This window comes from Pseudomonas antarctica (assembly GCF_001647715.1).
In the GTDB taxonomy this organism is placed as follows: domain Bacteria; phylum Pseudomonadota; class Gammaproteobacteria; order Pseudomonadales; family Pseudomonadaceae; genus Aquipseudomonas; species Aquipseudomonas antarctica_A.
Genome location: NZ_CP015600.1, coordinates 60719 through 71515, shown reverse-complemented (window position 1 = coordinate 71515; position 10797 = coordinate 60719). Strand labels below are relative to the sequence as shown.

Sequence of the window (10797 nt, the reverse complement as noted above, 5' to 3'; positions counted from 1 at the left end):
ATGCCCTTATCCGATGTTCGACAGTTTCAGCAGCAGGCGCAGGTCGTTGAGCAAGTCCTTGCCCTTGACCTTGGCGTCGTAGCGCAGCACCAGGTTGCCGTGGGGGTCGACGATCCACAGTTGCGCATCGCCGGGCGCGGCGGCGTCCTTGGTGAAGGTCGACAGGTCCAGCGGGTAGCGTTGCAGTTGCGGGTATTCGGCCTTGAGCTTGGCGTCGTATTCGGTGCTCACCGGCTGCGCACTGGCCAGGGCATGGCTGGCGCGGGAAGCATCGCGGCCCAGGCTGATTTGCAGCTGGCGCGCCAGGTACACCAGTTGCTGGCACTCGGCAGCACAGGCGGTGGGCGCGGTCACCAGCAGTTGCCAACGATCCTCGTCCGCCTGCACGCCAATGTCGGCGCGGGTCTGGCCGTTGCCGATCATCTCGCCGTGGTAGCTGCGGCTGTCCGGCACCCAGAACTGCAGTTTGTACATGAAGGTGGCCAGCGCCATCGGGCCGATCACCATCATCAGGATCAACATCAGCTGCCAGCGGCCTTTGCGCCGATCGGGCGCCTCAGACGTGCTGGGTGGATTCATGGCCGCTCCCATGGGACTTCTCCTTTTTGTTGTGCCATCCGAGGTAGAGGTAAAGCGCCAGCAGCGCCAACGACATGGCGAACCACTGCACGGCGTAGCCCAAGTGCTTTTCCGGGCCCATGGCGACGATGGGCCAGGTGGTGTCGTACGTACCGGGGCCAGGTTCGGCGCGCAGTTCGTAGGCAAAACCGCTGCGACCCAATTCAGCCCACAGCGCGGCGGGATGCAGCGCGGTGAGCAAACGCGGCCATTGCGTGGTGGCAGGGTCGGCGTGCAGTTGGAAGGTTTCGCCGGGGGCGACGTACACCCAGGCGTCGAGATTCAAAGGTTGCTCGGGGGTCGTAAAGACGGGGGGTGTGCGCCGATCCGGCCACGGCAGCCAGCCGCGATTGAGCAACAGCCACGCACCGCTGGCTTGGTCGTGAAAGGGTTGCAACAGCTCTACACCGGCCCTGCCGTCGCGCATGCGGTTGTCGAGCAACACGCTGTGCTCGGCGTCGAATTGGCCGCGCAGGCGCACGCGGCGAAAGGCCGGGTCGGCCATGTCATTCAGTTGCACGCTGTTCATCGGCTCGGCCACGCGTCGCTCAGCGTAGCTGTCTACCAGCTGCTGTTTTTCATGGCCGCGCGCCAATTGCCAGAACCCCAGGCCCACCATCAACGGCAGCAGCACCAGCACTACCAGCGTCGGCGCGAGCCCTGGGCGAAAGTCTTTTATGGCGCTGGCTATACTGGTTTTCATTGCCCGCCCATCCGAATGGAACCTGACCATGCTCAAAGCAGCCATTGCCCTGATGCTGATCGCGACTGTCGTAAGCCTGTTCAGTGGCTTGTTCTTTCTGGTCAAGGACGAGGGCAACTCCAACCGCCTCGTCACTGCCTTGACCGTGCGTGTCGTACTGGCCGCGATCACCGTGGGGTTAATCGCCTGGGGCTTTTTCAGCGGCCAGCTGGTTTCTCATGCACCGTGGTAAGGCGCCTCAGAGCACATAAACGAAGAAAAACAGCCCGATCCACACCACGTCCACAAAGTGCCAATACCAGCTCGCCGCCTCAAAGCCGAACTGGTGCTCGGCATTGAAATGCCCGCGCAGGATGCGCATCAGCATCACAAACAAAATGATGGTGCCGATGGTCACGTGCGCGCCGTGAAAGCCGGTGAGCATGAAGAAGGTCGCGCCGTACACGCCCGAGCCGAGGGTCAGGCCCAGTTCCTTGTAGGCGTGCATGTACTCTTCGGCCTGGAAGGCCAGGAACGCCCAGCCCAGCAGCACGGTCAGCGCCAGCCAGATTTTCAGCGCGCCACGATGGCCCTTGCGCAAGGCATGGTGGGCGATGGTGATGGTCACGCTGGAGCTGACCAGCAAGATCGTGTTGATCAGCGGCAAGCCCCACGGGCTGATGGTGCCTTCTGGCGCGGGAAACATTTTGGGGTCTGGGTTATTGAGCAACGGCCAGGTGAACTGGAAGTTCGGCCACAGCATGTGCGCGATGCCCTTATGCCCTTCACCGCCCAACCAGGGGCCGGACAGGTGCCGCACATAAAACAGCGCGCCGAAGAACGCGACAAAGAACATCACCTCGGAAAAGATGAACCAGGTCATGCCCCAGCGGAACGAGCGGTCCATCTGCGGGCTGTACAACCCCGCGCGGCTTTCCTTGATGACCGCGCCGAACCATCCGAAGAGCATGTAGGCCAGTAACAGGCCGCCGACGAAAAAGATCCACGGCCCGTGGGATTCCGGGCGCGCCGCCTTCAAGTCGTTGAACCACACCGCCAAACCGTACACGGTGGTCAGCATGCCCAAGGTCGCAATTATTGGCCATTTGCTTTGCGCTGGTACGTAGTACGTATCATGAGCCGACATGTATTCGCTCTCCTGATTAAGCCTGCAAACAGTCGCTAGCCGCCGTTATGTACAGCCACGGGCGGCTGGCGCGCAGTGATGTCAAACAGCGTGTACGCCAGGGTCAAATGCTTCACTTCCTTGGGCATGTCGCGATCGACAATGAAGCGCACCGGCATTTCGATACGCTGACCGGGCTGCAGCACTTGCTGGGTGAAGCAAAAGCATTCGGTCTTGTGGAAGTACATCGCCGCTTCCGCCGGGGAGATGCTCGGCACCGCCTGGGCGGTCATGGCTTTGTCGGTGGGGTTGTAGGCGACGAACAGCATTTCGGTGACCGCACCAGGGTTAACCACCACCTCGTCAGCCTTGGAGTGAAACTCCCAGACCATGTCGATAGCGTTGGTCGACAGGAACTGCACGCGCACCTGGCGCGTAGGGTCGACCACCTGCTCGCCCTCGTACTGCCCGGCGGTCTTGCCGTTGATGCCGAACGCCTTGCACATCACGTCGTAGATCGGCACCAGGGCGAAGCCGAAGGCGAACATCGCCACCACCAGGATCAGCAGGCGGGTGACCAGGCGCTTGATGGGCACGGACTCAAGCATGGCAGCCACCCCGCTTTTGACTTTCTGTGGGAGCTGGCTTGCCTGCGATGAGGGTCTGGCAGTTGATAGATTCGGCGACTGACATACCGCTATCGCAGGCAAGCCAGCTCCCACAGGAGAGCGAGGTAGCCTGGGTCAGGGTATTCACTTGACCTCCGGCGGCGTGGTGAACGTGTGGTACGGCGCAGGCGAAGGAATGCTCCATTCCAGGCCTTCAGCGCCATCCCACGGCTTGGCCGGGGCCGGCGGGCCGCCACGGATGCACTTGATCACGATGAACAGGAAGAAGATCTGTGTAGCGCCGAACATGAACGCGCCGATGGACGAGACCATGTTGAAGTCGGCGAACTGCAGGTTGTAGTCCGGCACCCGGCGCGGCATGCCGGCCAGCCCCACGAAATGCATCGGGAAGAACGCCATGTTCATGCCCACGAAAGACAGCCAGAAGTGCAGCTTGCCCAGGGTTTCGTCGTACATGTGGCCGGTCCATTTCGGCAGCCAGTAGTAGGCCGAGGCGAAGATGCCGAAGATCGCACCGGGCACCAGTACGTAATGGAAGTGCGCCACTACGAAGTAGGTGTCGTGGTACTGGAAGTCCGCCGGGGCAATCGCCAGCATCAGCCCGGAGAAGCCGCCGATGGTGAACAGAATCACGAAGGCCACGGCAAACAGCATCGGCGTCTCGAAGGTCAGCGAGCCTTGCCACATGGTGCTGACCCAGTTGAACACCTTCACGCCCGTGGGCACGGCGATCAGCAGCGTGGCGTACATGAAGAACAACTCGCCCACCAGCGGAATGCCGACCACGAACATGTGGTGTGCCCAGACGATAAACGACAGGAACGCGATGCTCGCGGTGGCGTAGACCATCGAGGTGTAGCCGAACAATGGCTTGCGCGAGAAGGTCGGGATGATCGAGCTGACGGCGCCGAAGGCCGGCAGGATCATGATGTACACCTCGGGGTGGCCGAAGAACCAGAACACGTGCTGGAACAATACGGGGTCACCGCCACCGGCCGCGCTGAAGAAGCTGGTGCCGAAGTGGATATCCATCAACATCATGGTCACGCACCCGGCCAGTACCGGCATCACTGCAATCAGCAGGAACGCGGTGATCAGCCAGGTCCAGACGAACAGCGGCATCTTCATCAGCGTCATGCCGGGGGCCCGCAGGTTGAGGATGGTGGCGACCACGTTGATCGCGCCCATGATCGAACTGATGCCCATCAGGTGGATGGCAAAGATAAAGAACGTCACGCTTTCCGGCGCGTAAGTGGTGGAGAGCGGGGCGTAGAAGGTCCAGCCGAAATTCGGCCCGCCGCCGGGGGTGAACAGGGTCGAGACCAGCAGCAGGAACGCCGCCGGCAGCAGCCAGAAGCTGAAGTTGTTCATGCGCGGCAGGGCCATGTCCGGCGCGCCGATCATCAGCGGGATCATCCAGTTGGCCAGGCCGACGAACGCCGGCATCACCGCACCGAACACCATGATCAGGCCGTGCATGGTGGTCATCTGGTTGAAAAACGCCGGCTGCACGATCTGCAGGCCCGGCTGGAACAGTTCGGCGCGGATCACCATGGCGAACGAGCCGCCCAGCAGGAACATGGTGAAGGCGAACCACAGGTACATCGTGCCGATGTCTTTGTGGTTGGTGGTCAGTACCCAGCGCATCAGGCCTTTGGCGGGGCCGTGGGCATGGTCGGCGTGACCATGGTCATCGATCACAGTGCTCATGGCCGTTCTCCTGCAAACGAGTGGGCGAGGCGGTTCAGGGCATACGCTATGAAGGCAGTCATTTGCTTTCCGCCTGCTTGATGGCCAGCACGTCTTTAGGCGTGACCATGTCGCCTTTGTTGTTGCCCCAGGCATTGCGTTCGTAAGTCACTACGGCGGCGATATCCACTTCCGACAGCTGTTTGCCGAACGCGGCCATGGCGGTGCCGGGCTTGCCGAAGTACACGCGGTGCAGGTGATCTTCCTTGGGCCCGGTGGCAATCGGCGAACCTTTGAGTGCCGGGAACATCGGCGGCAGGCCCTGGCCTTCTGCCTGGTGACAGGCCACGCAGGTGGTGTGATAGATCTTGTCACCGCGCGCCACCAACTCTTCGAGCGTCCACTCTTTGGAGGTCAGCTCCTTGAGCTTGGCGGCCTCAGCCTTGCGCTCGCCAAGCCAGGTGTCGTAGTCGGCCCTGGATTTGACATCCACTACGATGGGCATGAACCCATGGTCCTTGCCGCACAGCTCGGCGCATTGGCCGCGGTAGATGCCGGGCTTCTCGATCCGGGTCCAGGCCTCGTTGATGAACCCAGGAATCGCGTCGCGCTTGACTGCAAACGCCGGCACCCACCAGGAGTGGATCACATCAGCAGCCGTCACCAGGAAACGCACCTTGGCGCCTACCGGCAGCACCAGCGGCTGGTCGACTTCCAGCAGGTAATGCTCGCCTTTGACGGCCTGGTTATGAATCTGCTCGGCGGGCGTGGCCAGGTTGCTGAAGAACTCGACGTCCTGACCCAGGTATTTGTAGTGCCACTTCCATTGGTAGCCCGTAATCTGGATGTCGATATCCGATTCACTGGTGTCGTACATCTTGATCAGCGTCATGGTCGCCGGAATAGCCATGGCCACCAGGATCAGCAAGGGCACCACGGTCCAGAGGATTTCCACGGTCGTACTCTCGTGGAACTTGGCGGCCACCTGGCCCGTGGACCGGCGGTGCATGATCATCGACCAGAACATCGCGCCAAACACGACAATGCCGATCACCACACAAATCCAGAAAATGGTCATGTGCAGGTCAAACACGGCGTGACTGACTTCAGTAGCCCCTGGCGCCATATTCGTTGTCCAGGCGGCTTGCGCCTGGCCGAATACTGACCACAACAGTAGGCCCATCCAAACATGTGGATGTCGCGTCATTGCGGGTTCCCCTTTATGTTTCTTGTTATCCCGCCGGTTTGCACCTGCGGCGAAGGGAGCGGCTTCCATACTGCTTACAACCGCCAAGCCTTGCCTGCTTCATGCAGTTGGGCGTCATCAGCTAATTGCGTACAAAACCGAGTATAGACAGCCGCACCAACCCCGCAATGTGTAGGGGCAAATGAGCAAAAACAGACGGGCGGGCCTAATAAAGCCGGGGGCGGAAACGTTTATCCGACGAGCGATGGCATTTCGATATAACGCCTGCGCATAACCATGAAATAATTATGACAAATGCGTCTTAGGTGCTCGTATAAACGAGCTACCTTATCTTCTCCCTTTTCCTACGCCTGCTTCACTGGAGCTTTCATGAACACCGCTGCATTGCGCGAGCAGATTTCCCGTGCCCATCAACACGAAGCCAGCACTGGCCAGCTTGCCCAGCAACTGGAAAAACAATTGCCGCACCTGCACTCGGCCATCTCCCTGGCTGACGGTGATCGCAACATTGTCATGACCCGTTTTGTCACCGCCTACATCGAGCTCGTCCCGGACTTGCTGGAAGCCGCCAATGACGTGGCCCGCGAAGCCGGGATCGAAAGCCAGATCAAGCCGGTACTGAAAATCGCCGAGCATTTCTTCCTGCAACCGCCCGCGATTCTGGCCGGCCATGAAGGCCTCGACGGGCTGCTGGACGAGGCCTACCTGGCCCATCGTTTGGTGGAGGAAGTCAACGATCTGTATATCAAGCATTTCGGCCAACCGTTGATTCCGGCGGATACCACTGTGGCCAACGTGATTGCCCACCAACTGATCGGTGAAGCATTCGCCAACCAGCTGGATGAAGCCGTGCACTTGGCGGTGGATGAAATGCTCAACGAAGACAGCTTTGCGCTGGAGTCGGTCGAGGCGTATCGCGAGACGCTCAAGAGCCCGAACACGGAAGCGGCGTGGAAACGCTGGCCGTGCCTGTCGCGGCAATTGGGGGTTGAGTTGGCGCTGGATCAGCCTGCTTAAACTTGCGACCTGATAAAGATCAAATGTGGGAGCGGGCTTGCCCGCGATGGCGGTGTGTCAGTCAGCCAATGCGTTGACTGACACACCGCCATCGCGAGCAAGCCCTGCTCCCACAGTGTTTTGTAGTGTTCAGACAGGCGCCGAACCGATTCCCACTGTCGTGCGCACCCGGCCTTCCAGCCGGCGCTTCAACCCCCGCGCCTCAATCACCAGCCTGGAGCCTTTGGCCGCATTGGCCCGCCCCCATTCCTCCAGCAATTCCAGGCACGAATGGTCGATGTAACTCAGGTTACTCAGCGGCACATGCAACGTGGTCCCCGCAGGCACCGTCGACAGCACCTGGGTCAGCGCCGGGACTTTGAGAAAGGTCGCCGCGCCGGTCAGGCGCAGTTCCATCTCACCGTCCTGAGGCAAGTCGATCAGGCTGACTTTCAGTCGCGAAGCCTTGAAGGCCAGCTTCACCAATGTGAGCCCGAAGCCCACCAGTACACCAGTGAGCAGGTCGGTAAAGATGATCGCCAGCGCCGTCGCGGCATAGGTGAACATCGGCATCCGCCCATAGCGGCCCAACGCCCGGAACGCCTTTACGTCCACCAGCTTGATCCCGGTGTACACCAGCACGCCCGCCAGGCTCGCCACCGGAATGCTTTGCAGCACACTCGACAGCAGCAGCACGAACCCCAACAGCCACAGGCCATGGAACATCGCTGACAACCGCGTGGTAGCGCCGGCCTGCACATTGGCCGAGCTGCGCACGATCACGCCGGTCATCGGCAGGGCACCCACCAGGCCGCATAGCATGTTGCCCACACCTTGAGCAGACAATTCCTTGTCGAAATCAGAACGCTGACCGCTGTGCATACGGTCCACCGCTGCGGCGGACAGCAGGGTTTCGGCGCTGGCAATAAACGCTACGGCGAACGCGGCGATCAACAGCTGTGGATCAGCCAGGTTGAGGAGTTCACTGGGGCGCAACCAGTCGATCGCGTCAGCGAGGTTTTCCGGGACTTCCACGCGCTTGACCTGCAACGCCAGCACCAGGCTGGTGACCGTCGCCAGGCCCACGCCCAACAAGGCACCCGGCACGAAGCGTAGTGCGTGCGGACGGAATTTGTCCCACAGGTACATCACCAGCATCGTCGACAGCCCCAGCAAACCGGCCTGCCAGCCGAGGCCACCGCCAAGGGTCGGAATGGCTTCGACCAATGCGGCCGGGAAGCCCGCCAGGTTATCCAGCCCTGAAGGTTTGGGGGCGCCGTCGAGCATCACATGGACCTGGGACAGCACAATCAGCACGCCGATCCCCGCCAGCATGCCGTACACCACGGCCGGGGCCGTGACGCGGAACCAACAGCCCAGGCGCAAGCGCCCCGCCACCAGTTGCAGGAAACCCGCCAGCAGCAGGATCGGCCCGAGCATCATCATGCCGTGCTGGCGCACCAACTCGAACACCAACACCGCCAGACCCGCTGCCGGGCCGCTGACCTGCAGCGGCGAACCCGCCAACCAGCCCACTACCAGCCCACCAATAATCCCGGTGATCAGCCCTTTGGCCGGCGGCATGCCGGAAGCAATCGCAATGCCCATGCACAAGGGCAGGGCGACCAGAAACACAACCACGGACGCGAGCAGCTCCCGTGGCAATACAGCTTTCAATTGAGCAGCACGCATGATGACTCTCCCGAGGCATTCGCCGGGCGCGGCAAAGCCTGGCTGCATCCATGGCAGCCACCGCTTTACCCGGCAGGGAAGTGTTTTAGAAGCGCGCTTTAGGCGTCGCGCAAGGGATTGGCCCGTCGCCGCTCAGCGGTCGGAACGCCGCCTGGTCAGCGTCGTATGCGCGAATTTCGCTGGTCTCGATGTTGTAGATCCAGCCATGGATAAACAAATGACCATTGGCCATGCGCGAAGCCACGGAAGGGTGGGTGCGCAAATGTTGCAACTGGGCGATGACGTTTTCTTCGGTCAGCACCTTCATGCTTTCGCCTTCATTGGCGCAGTCGCAGTTGTCCTCGACCATGGACTTGGCGACCTCGGCGTGGCGCAACCAGGCCTTGACCGTCGGCATCTTTTCCAGGCTCTGGGGGTTGAGCACTGCGCGCATGGCGCCGCAATCGGAATGCCCGCACACGATGATGTGCTGCACGCCCAGGGCAAGTACCGCGTACTCGATGGCCGTGGAAACACCACCATTCATCTGGCCGTAAGGCGGCACCACGTTACCCACGTTACGAGTCACGAACAGGTCGCCGGGCGAGCTTTGGGTAATCAGCTCGGGCACGATGCGTGAGTCGGCGCAGGTAATGAACATTGCGCGCGGGCTCTGGGCCGTGGCGAGTTTCTTGAAGAGTTCTTCCTGCTGAGGGAAGACGTCGTGATGGAAATGCAAAAAGCCGTCAACGATGTGCTTTAGCGCTGCATCGGCGGTTTCCGCCACCTGAGGGGCTGAAGCCGACGCAGCCAACGGCTGTTTATCCTTGTCACTCATGATTCATCCTCTTGATTAATGCAGGGTGAGTGTTCAGGTCTATTCGACGCCCAGCCTTTGAAATAGTTAGCAAACTACACAAACCGAGGCGCCGACTCATCAGTCACTCGCTGAACAAGGTAACCATCGAAACTTAACTCAAACTGAATGAACCGCTCTAGATCGAGGGTTTCACTGATGTCAAAACGCGACTATTCCTACAGAAATAATGCGTTCTTCCTCGTCAGTTTACAACAATGCCATTTGCCTGCCAGGCGGGCAAAACACCGAACAATCCAGGTTAAAACCCTCCCGGCGATTGAGCCCCAGCCGCTTGATCGCCTTGCTGAAGCGCTGCGCCAACAAATCAGCAAACGGCCCCTCGCCGCGCATGCGCACACCGAAGCGGCTGTCGTACACCTCACCCCCACGTACCTGCCGCACCAGGCTCATCACATGGGCCGCACGCTGCGGGTAATGCGCCGCCAGCCACTCCTCGAATAACGGCGCCACTTCCAATGGCAAGCGCAGCATCATATACGCCGCACTCTGCGCACCCGCCGCGTGGGCTTCGGTCAGCAGGCTTTCCAGTTCACTGTCGTTGATCATCGGAATCATCGGTGAACACAGCACACCCACCGGTATGCCTGCCTCACGCATCACTCGAATCGCCCGCAATCGCGCCTTGGGCGCCGCCGTGCGCGGCTCCAGGATGCGCTTGAGCTCGTCGTCCAGGCTGGTGAGGCTGATCATCACCGCCACCAGACGTTGGCGCGCCAATTCAGTGAGCAAATCGAGATCGCGCAGGATCAGCGAGCCCTTGGTGATGATCGTCACCGGGTGCCGATAACGCAGCAGCACTTCGAGGGTCTGCCGGGTGATCTTGTATTCGCGCTCGATAGGCTGGTACGGGTCGGTATTGGAGCCCAGATTGATCGGTGCACACACATAACCCGGCTTCGACAGCTGCTGTTCGAGCACGTCGGCGGCATTGGTTTTGGCGATCAGTTTGGTTTCGAAATCCAGCCCCGGCGACATGTCCCAGTAGGCATGGCTGGGCCGCGCATAGCAGTAGATGCAGCCATGCTCGCAGCCGCGATAAGGGTTGATCGAGCGATCGAAGGGCAAGTCCGGCGAGTTGTTGCGGGTGATGATGCTCTTGGCCGTCTCGATACGCACTTCGGTGCCCTGGGTCGGCGGCACTTCCTGAAACCAGCCGTCGTCCTCGACCACGCTGGTGGTCGGCGCAAAACGGTTGTGCAGGTTGGTGGCCGTGCCCCGGCCACGGGGCGGCAGCGGAGTAGACATGAAAACGCCTCGATACTGTTTTTATATACAGTATCGAGGCGCGGGGGTTCTGAC

At 60.7% G+C, this 10797-nt stretch carries 11 protein-coding genes; 2 read left to right on the top strand and 9 right to left on the bottom strand.

What is annotated here, in order from left to right; all coding sequences use genetic code 11:
- Positions 1–6: 6 nt before the first annotated feature.
- Both A7J50_RS00335 and A7J50_RS00330 read right to left on the bottom strand, forming a co-directional pair.
- Entirely contained in the window at positions 7–591 is a 585-nt protein-coding gene (locus tag A7J50_RS00335) for a hypothetical protein (RefSeq protein WP_064454831.1), read from the bottom strand.
- A complete protein-coding gene (locus tag A7J50_RS00330) occupies positions 557–1321 on the bottom strand; it encodes an SURF1 family protein (protein ID WP_064450038.1) in 765 nt (254 codons plus the stop codon). The genes A7J50_RS00335 and A7J50_RS00330 overlap by 35 nt, the downstream gene beginning before the upstream one ends.
- A gap of 28 nt (positions 1322–1349) precedes the next feature.
- On the opposite strand from A7J50_RS00330, the gene A7J50_RS00325 reads away from it, so the two are divergent.
- Complete coding sequence (locus A7J50_RS00325; protein WP_016969525.1) at positions 1350–1553, top strand: twin transmembrane helix small protein; 204 nt, start codon at positions 1350–1352, stop codon at positions 1551–1553.
- Between the two features lie 6 nt (positions 1554–1559).
- Here the strand turns inward: A7J50_RS00325 and A7J50_RS00320 are convergent, their stop codons facing one another.
- The 4 genes from A7J50_RS00320 to coxB form a co-directional block, all read right to left on the bottom strand.
- Positions 1560–2447: a cytochrome c oxidase subunit 3 gene (locus tag A7J50_RS00320; RefSeq protein ID WP_064450037.1), complete on the bottom strand. Its 888-nt coding sequence runs from the start codon at positions 2445–2447 to the stop codon at positions 1560–1562.
- A gap of 35 nt (positions 2448–2482) precedes the next feature.
- The gene (locus tag A7J50_RS00315; protein WP_064450036.1) at positions 2483–3034 is read right to left on the bottom strand and encodes a cytochrome c oxidase assembly protein; all 552 of its coding nucleotides are present in this window, start codon (positions 3032–3034) and stop codon (positions 2483–2485) included.
- A 144-nt stretch (positions 3035–3178) separates the two neighbouring features.
- A complete protein-coding gene (gene ctaD / locus A7J50_RS00310; protein ID WP_064450035.1) occupies positions 3179–4765 on the bottom strand; it encodes a cytochrome c oxidase subunit I in 1587 nt (528 codons plus the stop codon).
- 58 nt (positions 4766–4823) lie between these two features.
- The gene (gene coxB / locus A7J50_RS00305; RefSeq protein ID WP_064450034.1) at positions 4824–5951 is read right to left on the bottom strand and encodes a cytochrome c oxidase subunit II; all 1128 of its coding nucleotides are present in this window, start codon (positions 5949–5951) and stop codon (positions 4824–4826) included.
- A 369-nt stretch (positions 5952–6320) separates the two neighbouring features.
- On the opposite strand from coxB, the gene A7J50_RS00300 reads away from it, so the two are divergent.
- Positions 6321–6968: a hypothetical protein gene (locus tag A7J50_RS00300; RefSeq protein WP_064450033.1), complete on the top strand. Its 648-nt coding sequence runs from the start codon at positions 6321–6323 to the stop codon at positions 6966–6968.
- Between the two features lie 129 nt (positions 6969–7097).
- Here A7J50_RS00300 and A7J50_RS00295 read toward each other — a convergent pair whose 3' ends face one another.
- The 3 genes from A7J50_RS00295 to A7J50_RS00285 all read right to left on the bottom strand — a co-directional run bounded on the left by A7J50_RS00295 (position 7098) and on the right by A7J50_RS00285 (position 10743).
- On the bottom strand, positions 7098–8639 hold the full coding sequence (locus A7J50_RS00295) for a SulP family inorganic anion transporter (protein WP_064450032.1): 1542 nt from the start codon (positions 8637–8639) through the stop codon (positions 7098–7100).
- Positions 8640–8724: 85 nt separating this feature from the next.
- Complete coding sequence (locus A7J50_RS00290; RefSeq protein WP_064450031.1) at positions 8725–9456, bottom strand: carbonic anhydrase; 732 nt, start codon at positions 9454–9456, stop codon at positions 8725–8727.
- A gap of 228 nt (positions 9457–9684) precedes the next feature.
- Positions 9685–10743 (bottom strand): PA0069 family radical SAM protein, encoded by a 1059-nt coding sequence (locus A7J50_RS00285; RefSeq protein WP_064450030.1) that lies wholly within the window; start codon positions 10741–10743, stop codon positions 9685–9687.
- Positions 10744–10797 lie beyond the last annotated feature (54 nt).

Coding starts and splice junctions, on each gene's coding strand:
- A7J50_RS00285 (WP_064450030.1), bottom strand. CDS start 10,743: ATGTCTACTCCGCTGCCGCCCCGTGGCCGGGGCACGGCCACCAACCTG.
- A7J50_RS00315 (WP_064450036.1), bottom strand. CDS start 3,034: ATGCTTGAGTCCGTGCCCATCAAGCGCCTGGTCACCCGCCTGCTGATC.
- A7J50_RS00330 (WP_064450038.1), bottom strand. CDS start 1,321: ATGAAAACCAGTATAGCCAGCGCCATAAAAGACTTTCGCCCAGGGCTC.
- A7J50_RS00320 (WP_064450037.1), bottom strand. CDS start 2,447: ATGTCGGCTCATGATACGTACTACGTACCAGCGCAAAGCAAATGGCCA.
- A7J50_RS00300 (WP_064450033.1), top strand. CDS start 6,321: ATGAACACCGCTGCATTGCGCGAGCAGATTTCCCGTGCCCATCAACAC.
- A7J50_RS00295 (WP_064450032.1), bottom strand. CDS start 8,639: ATGCGTGCTGCTCAATTGAAAGCTGTATTGCCACGGGAGCTGCTCGCG.
- A7J50_RS00335 (WP_064454831.1), bottom strand. CDS start 591: ATGGGAGCGGCCATGAATCCACCCAGCACGTCTGAGGCGCCCGATCGG.
- A7J50_RS00290 (WP_064450031.1), bottom strand. CDS start 9,456: ATGAGTGACAAGGATAAACAGCCGTTGGCTGCGTCGGCTTCAGCCCCT.
- A7J50_RS00325 (WP_016969525.1), top strand. CDS start 1,350: ATGCTCAAAGCAGCCATTGCCCTGATGCTGATCGCGACTGTCGTAAGC.
- coxB (WP_064450034.1), bottom strand. CDS start 5,951: ATGACGCGACATCCACATGTTTGGATGGGCCTACTGTTGTGGTCAGTA.
- ctaD (WP_064450035.1), bottom strand. CDS start 4,765: ATGAGCACTGTGATCGATGACCATGGTCACGCCGACCATGCCCACGGC.